The sequence below is a fragment of the Streptomyces sp. NBC_01433 genome, from assembly GCF_026340105.1.
Classification (GTDB): domain Bacteria; phylum Actinomycetota; class Actinomycetes; order Streptomycetales; family Streptomycetaceae; genus Streptomyces.
The window spans coordinates 2,998,957-3,019,659 of the sequence record NZ_JAPEPM010000001.1; the positions used below are offsets into that span (position 1 = coordinate 2,998,957).

Here is a 20,703-nt window from a genome sequence, read left to right on the forward strand (position 1 = left end):
GAGGCGCTGTACCGCGCTACCGCAGCACGCCCTCCAGGAAGTCGCTGCCGAGCCGGGCGACGACGGTCAGGTCCAGCTGATGCAGCACATAGCGGCCGCGCCGCCGGGTCGTCACGAGACCGGCCTTCTTGAGCAGTGACAGATGGCGGGAGACCTCGGGGGGCGTGATGCCGTGCGAGTCGGCGAGTTCGCCGGTGGTGTACGGGGAACGGGCGAGGTTGCGGCACAGCCGCATCCGCATGGGGTGGGCCAGCGCCTCCATCCGGAGCTGGAGCAGCTCGACGGAGGCGGGGGAGGGCAGTTCGGGAAGGTGTACCGGGTAGTGGATCACCGGCCGCCAGCCCGGGGCGTGCAGCACCATCAGGTGCGGCCAGCCGAAGCTGCTGGGGATCAGGGTGAGGCCGGGGCCGACCGCGGGGTCGGCGGCGTTGGTCCGGCCCTCGGTCAGCTTGTCGACGCTGATCCGGCTCGCGTCCTCGTTCAGCGACAGTGCGGCGGAGACCGCTCCCAGCGCTTCCCCGAGTCCCTTGCGCCGCAGCAGTTCCGTCTTGTACCGGGCGTCGGCGACCAGCTGGACCCGCACCCGCCGCCAGGTGTCCGAGAAGAACGCCTGGTCGCAGTCCTCGAAGAGACGCCGTATCCAGCTCCGTACGGTGACGGGGTCGGCCAGCAGCCGCTGCGTGAACTCCACCTGCTGCGGGCCGCGGGCGGCCGCCAGGTCCAGGGCGCGGGCCCGCATGGCCGCGTTCGCGAGCGGGGACGGCGCCCCGATCCCGTACAGACCGGCGCAGGTGAACTCCAGCGCGGCGGAGACGAACCGCTCGTCGTCCAGCCGGTCGAGGATGTCCAGGTCCTCGGCGAGGCTCGCCCCGGTCCTGCCGTCGCCGCCGCGGACACCGGCGAACGGCATGAAGATGTCGGAGAACGTGGTGCGCCAGAGGAACTCCGCCTCCAGCATCCGGTCGGCGAGGTCCGGTTCCAGCCCGGCGGCGGTCGCGGTCGCCCAGCCGTGCAGCCCCGGGTGGTGACCGGGCTCGGAGAGCGCATGCAGAGCCAGCCCCAGCTCGGCGAGGGGCGAGGTCTCGAAAACGATGCGTTCCGGGGGCAGGCCCGCGATGTCGATGTTCACGCTCACCCCTCCATAGTGCGGCTACGCGAACGGGGCCGGGCGCCACTTGACGGCGGTCGTCAATCGGCGGGCCGCACGGCCCGGATCCGCGCAGTCTGAGGGCATGGACGCCATTCAGCAGCAGATGCTCGACACCTACCGCGCGGCCCGGCTGGGCGAGATCCCGCCCCCGCTGCCGGGACGCCACGACTGGGACGTACTGCGCACCCTCCGCGACCACTGGCGCTCCCGCCACACCCTCCGCGCCGACGACCACCACCACCCGTAACCCTGAGTCAGCCGCACTCGCGGAGCCCCTGCTCGCTGAGCCGAGCAGCCGTGAGCCCTACTCGCGGAGCCCTCACTCGCTGAGCCCCGCATCCGTGAGTGAGTACCGCGCCCCCTGCCTACCCCACTACCCCAACCGCGCCACGAACTCCCCCACCGCCTCCCGGACATCCCCCGCGGTCCACTCCAGCCCCTCGGCCCCCACCGTCACCTCGGTGAACGACACCCCCGGCGGCAACCCCGCCCCCGCAGCCCCCTCGAACCACTTCCGGAACAGGGTCACCCCCGTCTCCTCCGCCTGCCGCACCGACGCCTCGTTCAGCGCCTCGGCGCCGTACGGCAGCCAGACCACGAACTGGTGCGTGTGCGGCGGCTCCGGACGCACCCGGAACCACGGCACCCCAAAGGCCGCGAAGCCCTCCGCCAGCGCCCCGGCCACCACCTTCGCCTGCGCCACGTACTCCGGCAGCCTCGGCAGCTCCCGCTCCAGGCCCAGCAGCGCGGACAGCGCCGCCGGATACTGCTGGAAGACCTGGCCCCCGTACCGATGGCGCCACGTGCGCGCCTCCTCGACCAGCGTCTCCGGACCGGCCAGCACCGCCCCGGACAGCCCGTTGAGCGACTTGTAGAACGAGACGTACACGCTGTCCGCGAGCCCCGCGATCTCCGACAGCTCCCGCCCGAAGTGCGGGCCGCACTCCCAGAGCCGCGCCCCGTCCAGATGCACGACCGCGTCCCGCTCGCGCGCGGCGGCCACGACGGCCTCCAGCTCCTCCCAGGTGGGCAGGACGAAACCGGCGTCCCGCAGTGGCAGCTCCAGCATCAGCGTGCCGAACGGCTCGGGGAAGTCACGGATCTCGTCCGCCGTGGGGAGCCGGGGTGCGGACGTCGGATGCACCGTGCGCAGCCCGCTCACCACCGCGAGCGCACCCCGCTCGTGCATCTCCGGATGGGAGAGCGGATGCAGCGCCACCGTCGCGTTGCCCGTACGCCCCGCCCAGCAGCGCAGCGCGACCTGCTGGGCCATCGTCCCGGTCGGGAAGAACGCCGCGTCCTCCATGCCGAGGAGCGCCGCGACCCGCCTTTCGACCTCGGCGACGACCCCGTCCCCGTAGACGTCAGTCCACTCGTCCAGGTCGTGGACGGCTCCCGCGTCGGCCACCAGCGCGGCCAGCCGTCCGCCGAGCGTGCCCTCCGCCGAAGCCCGCGCCAGGACCCGGTGGGATCGCTGCCAAGCGGTCAGTCTGCGCTGCCGCTGCTCCTGCTCATCGGTGACTGCCATGGGACGATCATCGCCTGGACCACTGACATCGCCCAGCCGGTTTCCGCTCGGGCCGCAGAGTTACCCACAGGCTGTGGACAGCCGGGGGGTCTCCCGAAACGCTGGCGTAGCATGCAGAGAAATCGTCCGGTACCCCCCGCGGACTGGAACGGAAGGCCATCGCCGCGTGAATACGACAGCTTCGAAGGAACCCCTCGACGCGAGGGACCGCCCCGCCCGCCTCACCGTCGGTGTCGTCGGCGCGGGCCGGGTCGGTCCCGCCCTCGCCGCCGCGCTCCAGCTCGCCGGACACCGCCCGGTGGCGGTGTCCGGCGTCTCCGACGCGTCGGTGCGCCGTGCGGCGACGCTGCTCCCCGACGTACCGCTGGTGCCGCCCGCCGAGGTCCTCGCGCGCGCCGAGCTGGTGCTGCTGACCGTCCCCGACGACGCCCTGCCCGGCCTGGTCGAGGGCCTTGCCGAGACCGGTGCCGTACGGCCGGGACAGCTCATCGTCCACACGTCGGGGCGGTACGGGGCCAAGGTCCTGGACCCCGCCCGGCGGGCCGGTGCGCTGCCGCTCGCCCTGCACCCGGCGATGACGTTCACCGGCAGCTCCGTCGACGTCCAGCGGCTGGCCGGCTGCTCCTTCGGGGTCACCGCCCCCGAGGAGCTGAGACTGGCGGCCGAGGCCCTGGTCATCGAGATGGGCGGCGAGCCGGAGTGGATCGCCGAGGAGGCCCGCCCGCTCTATCACGCGGCCCTCGCCCTCGGGGCGAACCACCTGGTCACCCTGGTCGCGCAGGCCATGGAGCTGCTGGCCAAGGCCGGGGTCACGGCGCCCGACCGGATGCTCGGCCCGCTCCTCGGCGCGGCGCTGGACAACGCCCTGCGCTCCGGCGACGCGGCGCTGACCGGACCCGTGGCCCGTGGCGACGCGGGCACGGTCGCCGCCCATGTCGGCGAGCTGCGCAAGCACGCCCCGCAGACGGTGGCCGGCTATCTCGCGATGGCCCGCGCCACGGCCGACCGGGCGCTCGCCCACGGTCTGCTCAAGCCGGAGCTGGCCGCGGACCTGCTCGACGTCCTGGCCGACGGCGAAAGCGGACCGGGGGAGGTCCAATGACCGGGGGAGGCACGATGAGCGTCCTGCGTACGGCCGCCGAGCTGGACGCACTGCGCCGCCCGGCCGGTGCGGTGCGTGCCGTCGTCATGACGATGGGCGCCCTCCACGACGGCCACGCCACCCTGATCCGGGCCGCGCGCGCCGCCGCCGGTCCGGCCGGGCAGGTCGTGGTCACCGTCTTCGTGAACCCGCTCCAGTTCGGTGAGGCCGCCGACCTGGACCGCTACCCGCGCACCCTCGACGCCGATGTCGCGGTCGCCTCGGAGGCGGGGGCCGACGCGGTCTTCGCGCCCTCCGCCGACGAGGTCTACCCCGGCGGCGAACCCCAGGTCCGGATCACCGCGGGCCCCATGGGCGAGCGCCTCGAAGGCGCCGCCCGCCCCGGACACTTCGACGGCATGCTCACCGTCGTCGCCAAGCTCCTCCACCTCACCCGCCCCGACGTGGCGTTCTACGGACAGAAGGACGCCCAGCAGCTGGCGCTGATCCGCCGCATGGTGCGCGACCTGAATTTCGGCGTCGAGATCACCGGCGTACCCACGGTGCGAGACCCGGACGGCCTGGCGCTCTCCAGCCGCAACCGCTTCCTCTCCGCCGAGGAACGGCACACCGCCCTCGCCCTGCCCCGCGCCCTGTTCGCGGCCCGGGACAGACTGGCCGCCCAGCAGGCGCTGCACGAGCGCGCGCAGGCGACCGCGTCGAGCACGGGCCGGGCCGCCGGGCTCACCGCGCTCGGCGAGTCCCGCGCGGCGGCCGACGCCCAGGCGGTGGCGCTGGCCCGGCCGAGCGGCGGACCCGCCGCCGTACGGGCAGCCGCACAGCTGGTCCTCCTGGACGCCGCCCGGGAACGGCAGCCGCTCGTCCTGGACTATCTGGCCCTCGTGGACCCGGTGGACTTCACCGAGATCCCCGACGACCGCGAGAGCGGGGAGGCGATCCTCGCCATCGCGGCGCGGGTCGGTGCCACCCGTCTGATCGACAACATCCCCCTGACCTTCGGAGCCCTCACGTGACCGGAATACGGCTGACCGCCCCCGCCCCCGGCTGGGCCATCGACGCGGACGTCGTGGTGGTCGGCTCCGGCGTGGCCGGTCTCACCACCGCCCTGCGCTGCGCGGCCGCGGGCCTCGCCACCGTCGTCGTCACCAAGGCCCGGCTGGACGACGGCTCCACGCGCTGGGCCCAGGGCGGTATCGCCGCGGCCCTGGGCGAGGGCGACACCCCCGAGCAGCATCTCGACGACACCCTCGTCGCGGGCGTCGGCCTGTGCGACGAGGCGGCGGTACGGACCCTGGTCACCGAGGGTCCCGACGCCGTACGCAGGCTGATCGAGACCGGCGCCCACTTCGACACCACCGACGACGGCGACATCGCGCTGACCCGTGAGGGCGGCCACCACCGCCGCCGCATCGCGCACGCGGGCGGCGACGCGACGGGCGCCGAGATCTCCCGCGCGCTGGTCGAGGCGGTCCGCTCGGCCGCCCTGCACACCGTCGAGAACGCCCTGGTCCTGGACCTGCTCACCGACGCCGAAGGCCGTACGGCGGGCGTCACCCTGCACGTCATGGGCGAGGGCCAGCACGACGGTGTCGGCGCCGTCCGCGCCCCCGCGGTCGTCCTCGCCACCGGCGGCATGGGCCAGGTCTTCTCCGCCACCACCAACCCACCGGTCTCCACCGGCGACGGGGTGGCGCTCGCGCTGCGGGCCGGTGCGGAGGTCTCCGACCTCGAATTCGTCCAGTTCCACCCGACCGTCCTCTTCCTCGGCGCCGACTCCGAGGGCCAGCAGCCGCTCGTGTCGGAAGCGGTGCGGGGCGAGGGCGCCCATCTCGTGGACGCGTCCGGTACGCGCTTCATGCTCGGGCAGCACGAGCTGGCGGAGCTGGCCCCGCGCGACATCGTCGCCAAGGCCATCACCGAGCAGATGCACCTGCACGGCACCGAGCACATGTATCTGGACGCCCGGCACTTCGGCGCCGAGATGTGGGAGCGGCGCTTCCCCACCATCCTGGCGGCCTGCCGCGCCCACGGCATCGACCCGATCACCGAGCCGATCCCGGTGGCGCCCGCCGCGCACTACGCCTCCGGCGGCATCCGCACCGACCTGCGGGGACGGACGACCGTGCCCGGTCTGTACGCCTGCGGGGAGGTCGCCTGCACCGGGGTGCACGGCGCCAACCGGCTGGCGTCCAACTCCCTCCTGGAGGGACTGGTCTTCGCCGAGAGCATCGCAGCGGACATCGCCGAGGACCACCCGCGGCGCACGGAGGCGGTGCACGGCGGCGACGCCACGCCCGCGCCGCTGCTCGCCCCCGAGTCCCGTACCGCGATCCAGCGGATCATGACCCGGGGCGCCGGGGTCCTGCGCTCCGCCGACAGCCTCGCCACCGCGGCCGACGAGCTGGAGGCCCTGCACCGTGACGCGGTCGCCGACGCGGTCGCCGACGCCGGGAGCGCCGGTACGGCCGAGGCCAAGGTCACCGTGCCCGGGGTCGAGGCGTGGGAGGTCACCAACCTGCTCCTCGTCTCCCGGGTCCTGGTCGCCGCCGCCCGCGCCCGCGAGGAGACCCGTGGCTGCCACTGGCGCGAGGACCGGCCCGACCGCGACGACGAGCACTGGCGCCGTCACCTCGTCGTCCGGATCGCGCCGGACCGGAAGCCGGTGCTGCACCGGACGGAGACCGCCGCGTTCCCGCCCGTACGCCCCTCGAATTGAGCAGACTGCTCAGCAGGCCCACAACGGACCGGACCCGGGACCCGGAACCAGGACCCGGGATCGGGGCCCGGGCCGCTGGGCGAACCCCGCACCACCCCGCACCACCGCGACACGACCGCCCGCACCACCAGCAGCCCGACCGCCCCGCCCGTACCACCCGCAGACGCCCCCGAGGAGCCGTAACCGTGAGCACGCCCGAAGAGAATCCGCGCCCCACACCCGTGGACGTACCGCTGATCCAGATCGGCGCGCCCGCACCGTCCGCGGGCGGCTGCGGCGACGACTGCGGCTGTGGCGACGGCTACGACCCGGACGCCCTGGAGTGCGGTCTGGACCCCGCGCTCGCCCAGCTCCTCGCCGAGGCGGGTCTGGACCCCGTCCAGGTCGAGGACGTCGCCCATGTCGCGATCGAGGAGGACCTCGACGGCGGCGTGGACATCACGACCGTGGCGACCGTGGACGAGGACGCCGTCGCCACCGGTGACTTCACCGCCCGTGAGGCGGGTGTGGTCGCCGGTCTGCGGGTCGCCGAGGCAGTCCTGTCCATCGTCTGCACCAGCGAGTTCGAGGTCGAGCGCCATGTCGAGGACGGCGACCGCGTCGCCCCCGGCCAGAAGCTGCTGACCGTCACCACCCGCACCCGCGATCTGCTCACCGGCGAGCGCAGCGCGCTCAACCTGCTGTGCCGCCTCTCCGGCATCGCGACGGCCACCCGTGCCTGGGCCGACGTACTCGAAGGGACGAAGGCGGAGGTCCGCGACACCCGTAAGACGACTCCGGGCCTGCGCGCCCTGGAGAAGTACGCGGTGCGCTGCGGCGGCGGGGTCAACCACCGTATGTCGCTCTCCGACGCGGCCCTGGTCAAGGACAACCACGTCATCGCGGCGGGCGGCGTGGCCGAGGCGTTCAAGCGGGTGCGGGAGGAGTTCCCCGACGTACCGATCGAGGTCGAGGTCGACACGATGCAGCAGGTCCGCGAGGTGCTCGACGCGGGCGTCGACCTGATCCTGCTGGACAACTTCACGCCGGGCGAGACCGCCGAGGCCGTCGCCCTGGTCGGCGGCCGCGCGGTGCTGGAGTCCTCCGGCCGGCTCACCCTCGACTCGGCCCGTGCCTACGCCGAGGCGGGCGTCGACTATCTGGCCGTCGGCGCGCTCACCCACTCCTCGCCGATCCTCGACATCGGCCTGGACTTCCGGGACGTCGCCCCGGCCACCGGTGAGGCCCGCGTCTGATGCTGCTCACCATCGACGTCGGCAACACCCACACCGTCCTCGGCCTGTTCGACGGCGAGGAGATCGTCGAGCACTGGCGGATCTCCACCGACGCCCGTCGCACCGCCGACGAGCTCGCCGTGCTGCTCCAGGGCCTGATGGGCACGCATCCGCTGCTCGGCATGGAGCTGGGCGACGGCATCGAGGGCATCGCGATCTGCGCCACCGTCCCGGCGGTGCTGCACGAGCTGCGGGAGGTGACCCGTCGCTACTACGGCGACGTCCCCGCGGTGCTCGTGGAGCCCGGCATCAAGACCGGGGTGCCGATCCTGGTGGACAACCCGAAGGAGGTCGGCGCGGACCGCATCATCAACTCGGTCGCCGCCGTCGATCTCTACGGCGGTCCGGCGATCGTGGTCGACTTCGGCACGGCCACCACGTTCGACGCGGTGTCCGCGCGTGGTGAGTACGTGGGCGGAGTCATCGCCCCCGGTATCGAGATCTCGGTCGAGGCGCTCGGGGTGAAGGGCGCCCAGCTCCGCAAGATCGAGCTGGCCAAGCCGCGCAGTGTGATCGGCAAGAACACCGTCGAGGCCATGCAGTCCGGCATCGTGTTCGGCTTCGCGGGCCAGGTTGACGGTGTCGTGGCGCGGATGAAGAAGGAGCTGGCGGGCGACCCCGAGGACGTCACGGTCATCGCGACCGGCGGCCTTGCTCCGATGGTGTTGGGGGAGTCCTCCGTCATCGACGAGCACGAGCCGTGGCTGACGCTCATCGGGCTGCGTCTCGTGTACGAGCGCAACGTCGCACGCATGTAGGCGCCGCCGGGGACGGACGGCGGGCGGGGCGCCGGACGCGGGCGGCTCACCTGCGACAACGCCCGCCGACGGCGTACCGCCGCCCTCCGCTGAACCGTCGGCGGAGCCCCGGTGGACCCCCGGCGGACGCCGCGCCGCCGTCGGCCAGTTAAACGGATTTTGTCTATTTAGCACGTATTGTCGCGTCATGCCCACGCCCTACGGATCACGAGGCGGCATGGCGTTCGGTGCGGACGAGCTGCGGGTGCTCCGACGTGCCCTCGCCATCGCCCTCCACCCGACGCCCCTGCCCGACGAGGATGTCCAGGACTGCCTGCGGCTCGCGGGTGCCGTGGACGAGGCGGTCAGCGAGGCGGGGAGGCTGCGCACGTTCCTCCTCGCCGATCTCGCCCGCTACCGCGAAGCTCTCCCCGGCTCCGTCACCGGCTATCTGGAGCTCCTCCAGGACGCCGTGGCCGCCGGTTACGACCCCCGCCCGGACGATCTGGCCGCCCTGCGGGCCCTGCGCGGCAGGCCGGTCGCGGCAGCGCTCCTGGAACGCTGCCAGGTGCTCGCGGAACGTTCCGTACGGGCCCGGCTCGCCGGCCGCTCCGTCGCGGTGACGGCCCCGGCGCCCCGAGGACGGCTGCTCGCCCTGCCCGGCGGCCGCGCCGCCGACCGGGACCGGGACCGGGAACCCGAGCGCCCCAAGGTGCCGGTCGCACCCGGCCGTCCGCAGACCCCCGGGGAGCGTCCGATGCCGAAGCCCTCCGAGGTCTTCCCGCCCCGCCGCCGCCCCGTGCCGCCGCCCGGCGAACGCGCGGCGGGCTGAGGCCCCTCCTCCGCAATCGGCGATCCCGGGATCTTTCCCGGCAGGACGCGGCGCCCTCCTCGGGAGGGCGCCGCGTCCTGCTGATCGGGGCTCGCTACTCTGGACGGCATGGACTACGTATCCGCGCTCGTGCCCCCTGTGGTGATGGCCGTCTTCTTCATCGGCCTTGTCGTGACGATCGTCAAGAGTCAGGGCGGTCCGAACAAGACCAAGGAGGACGCCGCCGTGGACGCGACGCTCACCCGCGTGGAGTCGGTGAAGCAGACCGCTCGTCCGGAGAGTGTCTGACCGCTGGGCAGCGGCCCCGCGTGCCCGTACGGCGGGCGCGCGGCGCACCCCGTGCACCGTCAAGGGCGTACGGCTCATGGGAGCCGTACGCCCTTTCGCTGTGTAAATACCGGCTCATTCAAGACATCTGGCACTAAGGTGACGCTGTGCCTCGCCAATTGGGAGAGCTGGAAGACGCCGTGATGACTCGCGTCTGGCAATGGAACCGTCCGGTCACTGTGCGGGAAGTCCTTGAGGACCTCCAGCAGGAACGGTCCATCGCCTACACGACTGTCATGACGGTAATGGACAATCTCCATCAGAAGGGCTGGGTACGCCGGGAAGTCGATGGCCGGGCATATCGATATACGGCCGTCTCCACCAGGGCCGCGTACTCGGCCGCACTCATGAACGAAGCGTGGTCCCGCAGTGACAACCCGGCGGCCGCTCTTGTCGCGTTCTTCGGCATGATGTCCGCCGAGCAGCGCGAAGCCCTCCAGGACGCGGTCCGCATGGTTTCCCCGGGCCTCACCGATCCGCCGTCCACAAGCGCCTCCGGTGACGTGTCCCCCGGTGCCGACGGGCCTGTGGCCGATGACGCGGCGCCGGAGAGCGGGCGATAGCGTCGGGGACATGTCCTCAGAGCTGCCGCATACCGAAGAGCCACCGGATACCGAAGAGTCGTCGCATACCGGGCCGCAAACCGATTTTGATACCGACCCGTCGGTAAAAAAGCCCGCGATCACCGTCCGGCGTGCCAGGACGAGCGATGTGGCGTCGGTCCGCCGACTCCTCGACGGGTACGTGACCGAAGGGATCCTGCTCGACAAAGCGACGGTCACGCTTTACGAGGACATCCAGGAGTTCTGGGTCGCGGAACGCGACGAGGACGCGCGGGTCATCGGCTGCGGCGCACTCCATGTGATGTGGGAAGACCTCGCTGAAGTGCGCACCCTTGCCGTCGATCACAGCATCAGAGGTGGCGGAGTAGGGCATCACGTACTGGACAAGCTCTTGCAGACCGCACGCTGGCTCGGTGTACGGCGGGTTTTCTGTCTCACCTTCGAAGTCGACTTCTTCGCGAAGCACGGCTTCGTCGAGATCGGAGAGACACCGGTCGACACAGATGTCTACAGTGAGCTGCTGCGTTCCTATGACGAAGGTGTCGCGGAGTTCCTCGGTCTCGAACGAGTGAAGCCGAACACCTTGGGCAACAGCCGGATGCTTCTGCACCTGTGATCGACAGAAGATGCCGGAACCCTATGTCCGAATCGCGCATGTTTCCCGCGTTCTTGAGCTCCTGAACCTCTCCCGGGGGTTTGTGTTTTCCGGGGAAAAGCGGTTTCCTTTCCGCGTACTCCATTTTCGATGAAAGGAAATCCGGTGGCACAGAAGGTTCAGGTCCTTCTTGTCGATGACCTCGACGGTGTCGAGGCGGACGAGACTGTGACGTTCGCGCTTGATGGCAAGACGTACGAGATCGACCTCACCACGTCGAACGCGGACAAGCTCCGTGGTCTTCTTGAGCCGTACACCAAGGGTGGCCGTCGTACGGGTGGCCGTGCCGCGACCGGTCGTGGCAAGGGCCGCGCCGTTGCCGGTGGTAACAAGGACACCGCCGAGATCCGTAAGTGGGCGCGCGAGAACGGCCACAATGTGAATGACCGCGGCCGCGTTCCCGCCGAGATCCGTGAGGCTTACGAGAAGGCCAACGGCTGAGCTGCCGACCTATCGGTCAGCAGCCCCATCCGGGCGCGCGACAGCCGGACCCGGTGGCATTCCGTCGCCGCCGCGTCCACCAGCCGTACGAGATCGGGGGCACCCCCACCGCTGCTCCCGAAGCCCGCGAGAGCCGGAAGTGTCGGCTCCACCTCGTGCCCCGGTGCGGGGGGCCGCAGCCATAACGCGGCCCCCGGTGAGCTTTCCGGCGCTCCTGCCGGTGCCGGGGCCGTGATGCGGCCACCGGTGCCGAGAGCGGTCAGGTCGAGGGCGACGCCGTTCCACTCCAGCCAGTCGAGCAGCCCCGGCAGCTCATCGGCGCTTCCCGCGGCCACCAGCAGCCTCATCCGTGCTCCGGTCAGTGCCACCGGGCCGGTGCGTACGGCACGCCGCAGGACCGCGAGGCCGGCGTCGGCGGGGAGCTCCAGCACATCGAAGCGCAGCCCGGTCAGCAGTCGTACGGGAGCCCTTCCCGCGGTGGCCCAGCCGAGTTCGCGCTCGTACCACCACGCGAGGGCATCAGCGGCAACACCGGCATCAGCGCTACCCCCGGCACCGTCGGAACCGTCGGCACCGTCGGCATCAGCGGTACCGATGGCACCAGCGGCACCGTCGGCACCAGGCGTAACGGTGGCTTCGGCAGCACCAGCGTCATCAGCGACAACGGCACCACCACCGGCTTCCGCGGCGCGCGCGCGGGCTTCTGGGGACGAGCGGGGTGGCGGGACGGTGAAAGCCATGTCCGATGAACAGCCGAACCACCCCTGGGGTTACGCAGGGTTGGTGATCGATCGCGCTGGGTGCCCGTCCTGGGGGCGTGCGGACGCATTCAGGAGCGCGGGGATGTTCGCCCGTAGCGGAGGGAACCGGGGCGCGCCGCATGGACTGTCAGTGATTGCGGGTAAGACTTTCCTAGTGGGAAGGGGCGACACGCAGGCCGAGGCGTCTCACGTTCGCCATCGGCGTACTGGCGAAAGGGGTATCTGCCTGGCCTGCGGGAACATCGTCTCGCACCATCGGGTTGGAGCAGTTGTCAGCTGTTCGGCAGTAAGTTTCCCCGCCGGTGCGGGGGTGATCCGGACGGATGTCGGCAGTTGGAATGAGCTGTCCCGTCCTGCGGGACTAGCATGCGGAAGGACTGGGAGGGGACCGACCCCTCACTGACCGACCGCTCTGAGGAGCGATTAACGATGTTCGAGAGGTTCACCGACCGCGCGCGGCGGGTTGTCGTCCTGGCTCAGGAAGAAGCCCGGATGCTCAACCACAACTACATCGGCACCGAGCACATTCTCCTGGGCCTTATCCACGAGGGTGAGGGTGTCGCCGCTAAGGCCCTGGAGAGCCTCGGGATTTCGCTCGAGGCGGTCCGCCAGCAGGTGGAGGAGATCATCGGTCAGGGGCAGCAGGCCCCGTCCGGCCACATCCCCTTCACTCCCCGTGCCAAGAAGGTCCTGGAGCTCTCGCTCCGCGAGGCCCTTCAGCTGGGTCACAACTACATCGGCACCGAGCACATCCTGCTCGGCCTTATCCGCGAGGGCGAGGGCGTCGCCGCCCAGGTCCTCGTGAAGCTGGGCGCCGACCTGAACCGGGTCCGGCAGCAGGTCATCCAGCTGCTTTCCGGGTACTCGGGCGGCAAGGAGGCGGCCACCGCAGGCGGCCCCGCGGAGGGCACGCCCTCCACCTCCCTGGTGCTCGACCAGTTCGGCCGGAATCTCACCCAGGCCGCTCGTGAATCCAAGCTCGACCCGGTCATCGGGCGCGAGAAGGAGATCGAGCGGGTCATGCAGGTGCTGTCCCGCCGTACCAAGAACAACCCGGTACTCATCGGCGAGCCCGGCGTCGGCAAGACGGCGGTCGTCGAGGGCCTGGCGCAGGCCATCGTCAAGGGCGAGGTGCCCGAGACCCTCAAGGACAAGCACCTCTACACCCTGGACCTCGGCGCCCTGGTAGCGGGATCCCGCTACCGCGGTGACTTCGAGGAGCGCCTGAAGAAGGTTCTCAAGGAGATCCGCACCCGCGGCGACATCATCCTGTTCATCGACGAGCTCCACACCCTCGTGGGTGCGGGCGCCGCCGAGGGCGCGATCGACGCGGCGAGCATCCTCAAGCCCATGCTGGCGCGAGGCGAGCTCCAGACCATCGGTGCCACCACGCTCGACGAGTACCGCAAGCACCTGGAGAAGGACGCCGCTCTTGAGCGCCGCTTCCAGCCCATCCAGGTCGCGGAGCCGTCGCTGCCGCACACCATCGAGATCCTCAAGGGTCTGCGCGACCGTTACGAGGCCCATCACCGGGTCTCCATCACGGACGAGGCGCTGGTGCAGGCCGCGACCCTGGCGGACAGGTACATCTCGGACCGCTTCCTGCCGGACAAGGCGATCGACCTGATCGACGAGGCCGGTTCCCGGATGCGCATCCGCCGGATGACCGCGCCGCCGGACCTCCGCGAGTTCGACGAGAAGATCGCGGGTGTCCGCCGCGACAAGGAGTCGGCCATCGACTCCCAGGACTTCGAGAAGGCAGCTTCCCTCCGCGACAAGGAGAAGCAGCTGCTGGCGGCGAAGGCCAAGCGGGAGAAGGAGTGGAAGGCCGGCGACATGGACGTCGTCGCCGAGGTCGACGGCGAGCTGATCGCCGAAGTCCTGGCCACCGCCACCGGCATCCCGGTCTTCAAGCTGACGGAGGAGGAATCCTCCCGTCTGCTGCGCATGGAGGACGAGCTCCACAAGCGCGTCATCGGCCAGAAGGACGCCATCAAGGCCCTCTCGCAGGCGATCCGCCGTACGCGAGCCGGCCTGAAGGACCCGAAGCGCCCCGGTGGCTCGTTCATCTTCGCCGGCCCGTCCGGTGTCGGTAAGACGGAGCTCTCCAAGACGCTCGCCGAATTCCTCTTCGGCGACGAGGACGCGCTGATCTCCCTCGACATGTCGGAGTTCAGCGAGAAGCACACGGTTTCCCGCCTCTTCGGTTCGCCCCCCGGTTACGTGGGTTACGAAGAGGGCGGCCAGCTCACCGAGAAGGTGCGCCGCAAGCCGTTCTCCGTCGTCCTCTTCGACGAGGTCGAGAAGGCCCACCCCGATATCTTCAATTCCCTGCTCCAGATTCTGGAAGACGGTCGCCTGACCGACTCCCAGGGCCGGGTCGTGGACTTCAAGAACACGGTCATCATCATGACGACCAACCTCGGGACCCGGGACATCTCCAAGGGCTTCAACCTGGGCTTCGCCGCCCAGGGCGACGTCAAGACGAACTACGAGCGCATGAAGACCAAGGTCAACGAAGAGCTCAAGCAGCACTTCCGGCCCGAGTTCCTCAACCGTGTCGACGACACGGTGGTCTTCCACCAGCTGACCGAGGAAGACATCATCCAGATTGTCGACCTCATGGTCGCCAAGGTGGACGAGCGCCTCAGGGACCGCGACATGGGCATCGAGCTCAGTGCCGAGGCCAAGTCACTGCTGGCGAAGAAGGGCTACGACCCCGTGATGGGCGCCCGGCCGCTGCGCCGGACGATCCAGCGCGAGATCGAGGACATCCTCTCCGAGAAGATCCTCTTCGGTGAGCTGCGTGCCGGTCACATCGTGGTCGTGGGCACCGAGGGCGAGGGCGAGGAGAAGAAGTTCTCGTTCCGCGGCGAGGAGAAGTCGGCACTGCCCGACGTCCCGCCGATCGAGCAGGCGGCAGGCGGCGCCGGCCCGAACATGACGAAGGAAGCGTAGGGGCGCGTAGCGCCTGAGCGTGAAGGGGCTGCCCCGGACCGGTTTCGACCGGTCCGGGGCAGCCCCTTTTTCGCGGGTGGTGAGGTGTGGCTCAGTAGTTCTCGACCGTGAGCCGGTGGCCCAGTTCTTCGCTTCCGAGTAGCGGCGGCGGCTGGTGGAAGCCGCAGCTGACCGTTACCTGGAGGCCGGGCCACGCCAGCAGCGGTGTGAGGTCCAGCTCCGGTGTGTGCGGGGACGTGTTCAGGGTGAGAGCGGTGAGTTCGGGGAAGAGCCCACGCAGAACCGATACGTCCTCGCCGTCTTGCGGGGCGGGGACCGTCAGGATCCTGAGCGACGGGACCGTTCCGGCGGAGGCGAACGGTCCGGCCCACGGGAACGCCCTGAGCCGGAGCCAGGTGATACGGGGGTTCTCCCGGAACTCGGCCAGCGCATCGTCCAGCGAGCCCAGCGCGAAGAAGCTCAGCGAGGTGAGTGACTCCCAGGCTTCGAGACCGTCCAGAGGCAGCGGATGCCCGCCGTCCACACTGAGGCGATGCACCGTTGGGTGGGCGTGCAGTTCGCTCAGCCGGCCCGGACCGACGTTGTGAAGGCTCAGGTGCTCCAGGCTGCGGATGTGAGCGGTCGGGGGCAGCAGGCTGAGCGGCCGACCCATCGCGTCGATCGTCAGATAGGCCAGCGAGGTCAGTATGGCGAGGGGGGTGAGGTCCTTGACCGCAAGGCATCCGTAGAGGTCCAGCTGCTTCAGCGTCCCGGCCTGGGTTTCCAGTGAGGATAGGTCCGCGAGGAGCGCGGTGCCGTCGAGCATCAGCGTGCTCAGCTGCAGCCGGGTCAGTGCGGTGCGCAGCTCCGCGTCCTCGACATCGCTGGACACATGGAGGTGCCGGAGGGCGGGCAGATGCCGCAGGGCACTCACCTGTTCTCGCCCGACCAAGATGATCGCGTTCATCAGGTCGCATTGCGCCAGCACCTCGGACGCGTAATCGTCCGCCGGGAAATTGGCCCAGCGATGGGAGAGGAGACTGCCGTGAGCGGGGTGGGAGCGGGCCCAGGTGCGGGCATGGGGGAGTGCCTCCCGGCCGCCGACCCGGCCGATCAGGTCGATCATGTTCAGGGTGGAAACCGATTCCGACGGCAGGCTCTCCGGCGAGGGGAGGAACGGCAGGGCGGCGGCGCCGAGCCGGGTCAGCGAGTCGAGGTGGTTGTGGTCGGCCGGCGGGAACAGTGCCGCCGTGCCGCGCCGGACCCGTTCCCGTACCGCGCTGTCCAGCCAGGTGGCGTGCTGCTCGCACAGTGCGGCCAGGACATGGATGTCGGTGCGTTCCTCGGACGGCTCGGCGTGCCTCTCCCCGGCTTTCAGTAACCCATCGATCAGCAGCGGCAGCTGACGTCGGCCGCAATGCCCCGCCGCCAGCAGGATCACGTCCTGCCAGGCTTCTTCGTCCGCGTGGCGCAGCAGTTCGTTCAGGTGGTCGTCCTCGACGAGCTCCTTCGCGGCGAGGAAGTCCTGGAAGGTGCGGTGGACGAACTGGTAGGTGTCGTCGCTGTGCTCCTGGAGGAGGCCGCTGCGGTTGAGGAGATGGGTGAGGATCTTCTCGGGCGGCCCCTGCGCGCTCACCCGCTCCATTCCGGTCAGGCCGCGGGCCAGCTGGCGCAGGGCCTGCTCGCGGGTGAACTCCGACTGGCCCTCGCGGACCAGCCAGACGGCGAGCCGCTGGAGGAGCTGGGTGTGCTCCTCGACGTCCATCTCGATGCCCTCGGGGTCCTCGATGCGGCGGCGCCGGTCCCGGTGGCCGAGCAGCATCTCCAGGGACGAGCGGTACAGCTTCCAGCGGGTCTCGGGGAGGAATCCCTCGCGGCGGCGGTGCAGGGCGCAGATCACCGCGCAGAGCAGCGGGGTGCGGGCCAGCTCGCGCAGACCGGGGTTCCGGTCGAACTGCCGGGACAGGCCGCCCTCCAGCTCGTCCAGCCGCTCCTGGTCGTCCGCCTCGGTCAGCCGGGCCGCCCGGTGCCAGGAGGCCACGAACGCCTGGATGTCCTCGTCCCGCATTGCCAGTAGGCGCAGCTCCTCGAATCCCTCCGAGCGCAGCCAGTCCGGCTCCACGGCGAGCGGCCGGACGGTCGCGACGCACCGCGTGTCCGGGTAGCGGCGCAGTAACTGGGACAGCCAGCTGTGCGCCTGCTCCCGGTCATCCGGCGGCACCTCGTCCAGCCCGTCGACCAGCAGCAGCGCCCGGCCCGACTCCAGGACCCGGCCGGCCCATCCCTCGGGGGCCCGGTCGACCACCAGAGCGGCCGCGTCGGCCAGCTGCGCGGGCCCGGGGAACGTACCGCCGCGGGCCCGCAGGGTGCGCAGTGGCACTACGAAGGGCACCAGGCCGTTCAGCGGGGCCAGTGTGTCGCCCAGGGTGCGGGCCGAGGCGTGGGCGGCCAGCCACCACAGCAGGGTGGTCTTGCCCGCGCCCGCCTCGCCCCGCAGCAGGACCCGGGGGCGGTCGGTGAGCAGGGCGTCGATCCGCTGGGGCGGGGCGGGCGCGTGCTTCGCCGTCCGGCCGGTCGGCGCCTGCGCCTCCAGGCTGAGGTAGGCGGTGTCCAGGTCCCATTCCGAGTCGTGCCGGCCCAGCTCGTCCAGCCCGAAGATCTTCGTACGCCGGTACGCGGCGCCGACCGCGTCCGCGTACTCCTCCTCGTACCGCAGGTCCCTGGGGTAATGGCCGCGTACCTGCTCGTACCGCAGGGGGGTGCCGGACTGCCGGTAGACGAGCGAGAAGGGCTGCGAGGCGACGAGGCAGGTGATGGGGACGCACTCGACCCGGCGCCCGGCGCGCTGACGCGGGATGAGGCGGGCGATCCCCAGCAGGACGTTCCCGGCGAACACCGGGCCGCCGGACAGGCCCCGCAGCGTGGGGAGCCCTTGCTCATTGAGGGCCGGGGGCGGGCCGTCCAACTCGCAGACCAGGAGGTTGCGCACCCGTCCGGCGAGCGGCAGCACCGTAACGGTGTACTGGTCCGCCTCCAGGTGGCCGCCGGCCTGGCGCTGGATGTCGGGGAAGCCGGTGATCTCGCAGTCGAACAGGGACTGGTCGGTCTCCAGCACCCCGAGCCTGACCGGGCCGACCGGCAGCACCGGTTCCTCGGTGCGCAGCAGGGCCGCGTCGATGTCGTGGTCGATCCAGACGACCGTCGCCGCCGACCGTTCGGGGAGGTCCGTATGGGAGACCCCGCTGCGGCTGCCGCCCTTGACGACATGGGCGCAGGTCAGCACCAGGTGGTCGGTGAGCAGGACCCCGCTGCCCTGGACGGATCCGGCGCCGTGGACGACGACCGTGCGGGCCGCCGGGCTCACCGGGGGTGTGCTCACGGGCTGCCCTGCCCCCGGCCGAAGTGCGCGGTACTGCCCTCGTCCTCATGGCCGATCTCCCACGCCTCGCCGGTCACGGCGTTGTGCGGGGTCAGTGTGAAGGCGACCTTGTGCGTACGTCCGGTGGCGCGGGAGGCGTCGGCGCCCGCCTCCACCACCCACGCCTTCACCTTGCCGCCCGCTTTGGCCTCCTTGCGGAGTTCGAGGGTGAACTCCATCTGGATGTCGCCGACCGCGAAGGAGACGGGGTGGTCCGTGGCCCGGGTCGCCGCCTCGACGAGCTGGTTGCGGATGGATTCGACGGCGTCGGCGAGCTCGATGCCGTCCAGCGCGTGGGTGTTCTCGTCAGTCATGGGGTCCCCCGGGAGCGGTTCCGGACTCTCGTCGGCGTAACGCCGTTGCGGGCCGAAGGTCCCGAACCGGACAGCCTTTGGTCCCACCGGCGGTGACAAGGCGCACAGCCTGTTCGGAGCGTACTAGGCGGCTTAGGAGACCGGGCGGTGATCGCCGGAGGGACTTTGGTCCCGGGGCGGGGAGGGACGTTGGACGGTTCAGGTGAAAAGCCTGTATTGCGGCGCGATGTCCGATTGGGGGCGTATGGAACAGGGGCTAAACCTGTTCCGCGAAAGAGATTCCGAAGGCTGTCGGGGTCTCCCGGCGGGGCCCTTCGCGGCGAATTCCCGAGGGTTCATCTACGGCTTTTGATCGTAGATGGGGGGGTTGAGCACTGGCGGGGGTGCGGGTTACCAAGGTGGAGCAAGCCCGGACAACACGCCGGGTCCACTCACCTCCGGAGGACTTCCCCGTATGTCGAAGCGCGCAACGATCCAGCACTCCACCCGCCCGTCGGTGTCCCGCGTCCGTGGTGCCGTCGTGGCCGTCGGCCTCGGTACATCGATGGTGCTCGGTGCGGGCGCCGCGTTCGCGTCCGGCACCACGGGCGCCACCGGCACCACCGCCCTCGTCAGCAGCGTGACGGCCGACTCGGTCGCCAAGCAGGCGGCGGCCCAGGGCAAGGCGGCCACCACCGCCAAGAAGGCCGCGGCCGACAAGGCCGCGACGGCCAAGCAGACGGCAGCGGCCAAGAAGGCGTCGGCGAAGACGAAGGCCGCCGCCTGGGAGGCCCCGGTCGACCACTACACGCTGAGCGCCAGCTACGGCACCGGTGGCGCCCGCTGGGCCGCCAAGCACTCCGGCCAGGACTTCGCCGTGCCGATCGGCACCAAGGTCCAGGCCGCCCACTCCGGCACCGTCGTCAAGGCGGGCCCGAACGGCGGCGGCGACGGCCCCGCGTACGGCAACGCCGTCGTGATCAAGCACTCCAACGGCAAGTACTCGCAGTACGCGCACCTGTCGAAGATCAACGTGCGCGTCGGTCAGCAGGTGAACACCGGCCAGACCATCGCCCTGTCCGGCAACACGGGCAACTCCAGCGGTCCGCACCTGCACTTCGAGATCCGCACCACGCCGAACTACGGCTCCGCGCTGAACCCGGTCTCGTTCCTGCGGTCCGTGCACGTCTCCGTCTGACGGAGACCGGCCTGACCCGGTAGCCCCGGCCACGCCCCTGGCCATGCCCCCCGGCGTCCGATCCGACAGAGGCATTACGCCTCGGGATCGGCCCCCGGGTCGTGGGCTCGTGTCACCAGCTCGACGGCGACTTCGAGGACAGCCTTGCGCTTGTCCTCGGGGTCGCCGTCGACGCCGTTCATGGCGAACATCCCCGCGTGCAGCGTGAACAGCGCGCTGAAGCAGCGCACCTGATCGGTGAGCGGGGCGTCGGCGTCCCTGATCAGGTCCACCAGGGTCACGAGCCGGCTCTTGATCGTGTGGCCGATGCTCAGGTCGCGTACGGTCGCCTGGTTCTCCTGCATGAAGCGGAAGAGCGGGGCGGCGCCCGCCAGCGCTTCGCTGTAGCGGGTCAGGATCTCCTTCTTCGTCTCCAGGGTGCGCGGCTGCGTCCCGCCCCAGACGATCAGCTCTTCGACGGGCCGGTTGAGGTCCTCGAAGATGCTCTTGAGGATGTCTTCCTTGGTCTTGAAGTGGTAGTACAGCGCGGCCTTGGTGACGTCCAGATGCTCGGCGATCTCGCGCAGCGAGGTCTTCTCGTACCCCTGCTCGGCGAAGAGCTCCAGGGCGACGTCCTGAATGCGCTGGCGCGTGTTGCCCCGGCGCGGTTGCGGCGCACTGTCCATGCCCATCGTGCTCTCCCAGTACTTACTTGACGCCCGGCTAGTTGCGGGTCTACGTTCCCAGTCTAGTCAACTAGCCGGGCGGCAAGTAAGTGCTCGGTGTACCGGG

General features: G+C 70.7%; 19 protein-coding genes. 13 read left to right on the plus strand and 6 right to left on the minus strand.

The genetic code is table 11. The features are described from left to right. Window positions 1-16: 16 nt before the first annotated feature. A complete protein-coding gene (locus OG413_RS13525) occupies window positions 17-1,129 on the minus strand; it encodes a DUF5937 family protein (RefSeq protein WP_266805432.1) in 1,113 nt (370 codons plus the stop codon). 103 nt (window positions 1,130-1,232) lie between these two features. Between OG413_RS13525 and OG413_RS13530 the strand changes: the two genes are divergently transcribed. Beyond that, window positions 1,233-1,397 carry a hypothetical protein gene (locus tag OG413_RS13530; RefSeq protein ID WP_266805433.1) on the plus strand — a complete coding sequence of 55 codons (165 nt, stop codon included), beginning with the start codon at window positions 1,233-1,235 and terminating at the stop codon, window positions 1,395-1,397. 126 nt (window positions 1,398-1,523) lie between these two features. Here the strand turns inward: OG413_RS13530 and OG413_RS13535 are convergent, their stop codons facing one another. Next, window positions 1,524-2,678, minus strand: a complete 1,155-nt coding sequence (locus OG413_RS13535; protein ID WP_266805435.1) for a low specificity L-threonine aldolase — start codon at window positions 2,676-2,678, stop codon at window positions 1,524-1,526. 166 nt (window positions 2,679-2,844) lie between these two features. Between OG413_RS13535 and OG413_RS13540 the strand changes: the two genes are divergently transcribed. The 10 genes from OG413_RS13540 (at window position 2,845) to OG413_RS13585 (ending at window position 11,325) form a co-directional block, all read left to right on the plus strand. Further along, window positions 2,845-3,780: a Rossmann-like and DUF2520 domain-containing protein gene (locus tag OG413_RS13540; RefSeq protein ID WP_266805437.1), complete on the plus strand. Its 936-nt coding sequence runs from the start codon at window positions 2,845-2,847 to the stop codon at window positions 3,778-3,780. 14 nt (window positions 3,781-3,794) lie between these two features. Further along, on the plus strand, window positions 3,795-4,793 hold the full coding sequence (gene panC / locus OG413_RS13545) for a pantoate--beta-alanine ligase (RefSeq protein WP_266805439.1): 999 nt from the start codon (window positions 3,795-3,797) through the stop codon (window positions 4,791-4,793). After that, complete coding sequence (locus OG413_RS13550; protein ID WP_266805441.1) at window positions 4,790-6,496, plus strand: L-aspartate oxidase; 1,707 nt, start codon at window positions 4,790-4,792, stop codon at window positions 6,494-6,496. Before panC ends, OG413_RS13550 begins: the two co-directional genes overlap by 4 nt. 185 nt (window positions 6,497-6,681) lie before the next feature. After that, complete coding sequence (gene nadC / locus OG413_RS13555; protein WP_266805443.1) at window positions 6,682-7,731, plus strand: carboxylating nicotinate-nucleotide diphosphorylase; 1,050 nt, start codon at window positions 6,682-6,684, stop codon at window positions 7,729-7,731. Next, window positions 7,731-8,528 carry a type III pantothenate kinase gene (locus tag OG413_RS13560; RefSeq protein ID WP_073719613.1) on the plus strand — a complete coding sequence of 266 codons (798 nt, stop codon included), beginning with the start codon at window positions 7,731-7,733 and terminating at the stop codon, window positions 8,526-8,528. The genes nadC and OG413_RS13560 overlap by 1 nt, the downstream gene beginning before the upstream one ends. 217 nt (window positions 8,529-8,745) lie before the next feature. Beyond that, window positions 8,746-9,339 carry a hypothetical protein gene (locus OG413_RS13565; protein ID WP_266810121.1) on the plus strand — a complete coding sequence of 198 codons (594 nt, stop codon included), beginning with the start codon at window positions 8,746-8,748 and terminating at the stop codon, window positions 9,337-9,339. Window positions 9,340-9,447: 108 nt separating this feature from the next. Then, window positions 9,448-9,627 carry a hypothetical protein gene (locus OG413_RS13570; RefSeq protein WP_266805447.1) on the plus strand — a complete coding sequence of 60 codons (180 nt, stop codon included), beginning with the start codon at window positions 9,448-9,450 and terminating at the stop codon, window positions 9,625-9,627. A gap of 146 nt (window positions 9,628-9,773) precedes the next feature. Then, entirely contained in the window at window positions 9,774-10,229 is a 456-nt protein-coding gene (locus OG413_RS13575; RefSeq protein WP_266805449.1) for a BlaI/MecI/CopY family transcriptional regulator, read from the plus strand. Window positions 10,230-10,239: 10 nt separating this feature from the next. Further along, window positions 10,240-10,845, plus strand: coding sequence for an amino-acid N-acetyltransferase (locus OG413_RS13580; RefSeq protein ID WP_266805451.1), 606 nt, complete (start codon window positions 10,240-10,242; stop codon window positions 10,843-10,845). Between the two features lie 144 nt (window positions 10,846-10,989). Then, window positions 10,990-11,325 (plus strand): Lsr2 family protein, encoded by a 336-nt coding sequence (locus OG413_RS13585; RefSeq protein WP_073719617.1) that lies wholly within the window; start codon window positions 10,990-10,992, stop codon window positions 11,323-11,325. Here the strand turns inward: OG413_RS13585 and OG413_RS13590 are convergent. Then, complete coding sequence (locus OG413_RS13590; protein WP_266810123.1) at window positions 11,304-11,921, minus strand: SCO3374 family protein; 618 nt, start codon at window positions 11,919-11,921, stop codon at window positions 11,304-11,306. The genes OG413_RS13585 and OG413_RS13590 overlap by 22 nt on opposite strands. A 594-nt stretch (window positions 11,922-12,515) precedes the next feature. Between OG413_RS13590 and OG413_RS13595 the strand changes: the two genes are divergently transcribed. Then, a complete protein-coding gene (locus OG413_RS13595) occupies window positions 12,516-15,044 on the plus strand; it encodes an ATP-dependent Clp protease ATP-binding subunit (protein ID WP_266805455.1) in 2,529 nt (842 codons plus the stop codon). 91 nt (window positions 15,045-15,135) lie between these two features. Here the strand turns inward: OG413_RS13595 and OG413_RS13600 are convergent, their stop codons facing one another. Next, complete coding sequence (locus OG413_RS13600; protein WP_266805457.1) at window positions 15,136-18,402, minus strand: NACHT domain-containing protein; 3,267 nt, start codon at window positions 18,400-18,402, stop codon at window positions 15,136-15,138. Then, complete coding sequence (locus OG413_RS13605) at window positions 18,399-18,755, minus strand: trypco2 family protein (RefSeq protein ID WP_266805459.1); 357 nt, start codon at window positions 18,753-18,755, stop codon at window positions 18,399-18,401. The genes OG413_RS13600 and OG413_RS13605 overlap by 4 nt, the downstream gene beginning before the upstream one ends. A 454-nt stretch (window positions 18,756-19,209) precedes the next feature. On the opposite strand from OG413_RS13605, the gene OG413_RS13610 reads away from it, so the two are divergent. Then, entirely contained in the window at window positions 19,210-19,932 is a 723-nt protein-coding gene (locus tag OG413_RS13610; protein WP_266805461.1) for a M23 family metallopeptidase, read from the plus strand. Between the two features lie 74 nt (window positions 19,933-20,006). On the opposite strand, the gene OG413_RS13615 is transcribed toward OG413_RS13610, so the two are convergent. Next, the gene (locus OG413_RS13615) at window positions 20,007-20,597 is read right to left on the minus strand and encodes a TetR/AcrR family transcriptional regulator (protein WP_266810124.1); all 591 of its coding nucleotides are present in this window, start codon (window positions 20,595-20,597) and stop codon (window positions 20,007-20,009) included. Window positions 20,598-20,703 lie beyond the last annotated feature (106 nt).

Bases quoted from the DNA above. Each gene is read 5' to 3' on its own strand.
- OG413_RS13530 (WP_266805433.1), top strand. From the start codon at position 1,233: ATGGACGCCATTCAGCAGCAGATGCTCGACACCTACCGCGCGGCCCGG.
- OG413_RS13535 (WP_266805435.1), bottom strand. From the start codon at position 2,678: ATGGCAGTCACCGATGAGCAGGAGCAGCGGCAGCGCAGACTGACCGCT.
- panC (WP_266805439.1), top strand. From the start codon at position 3,795: ATGAGCGTCCTGCGTACGGCCGCCGAGCTGGACGCACTGCGCCGCCCG.
- OG413_RS13560 (WP_073719613.1), top strand. From the start codon at position 7,731: ATGCTGCTCACCATCGACGTCGGCAACACCCACACCGTCCTCGGCCTG.
- OG413_RS13565 (WP_266810121.1), top strand. From the start codon at position 8,746: ATGGCGTTCGGTGCGGACGAGCTGCGGGTGCTCCGACGTGCCCTCGCC.
- OG413_RS13570 (WP_266805447.1), top strand. From the start codon at position 9,448: ATGGACTACGTATCCGCGCTCGTGCCCCCTGTGGTGATGGCCGTCTTC.
- OG413_RS13580 (WP_266805451.1), top strand. From the start codon at position 10,240: ATGTCCTCAGAGCTGCCGCATACCGAAGAGCCACCGGATACCGAAGAG.
- OG413_RS13595 (WP_266805455.1), top strand. From the start codon at position 12,516: ATGTTCGAGAGGTTCACCGACCGCGCGCGGCGGGTTGTCGTCCTGGCT.
- OG413_RS13605 (WP_266805459.1), bottom strand. From the start codon at position 18,755: ATGACTGACGAGAACACCCACGCGCTGGACGGCATCGAGCTCGCCGAC.
- OG413_RS13610 (WP_266805461.1), top strand. From the start codon at position 19,210: ATGTCGAAGCGCGCAACGATCCAGCACTCCACCCGCCCGTCGGTGTCC.
- OG413_RS13615 (WP_266810124.1), bottom strand. From the start codon at position 20,597: ATGGACAGTGCGCCGCAACCGCGCCGGGGCAACACGCGCCAGCGCATT.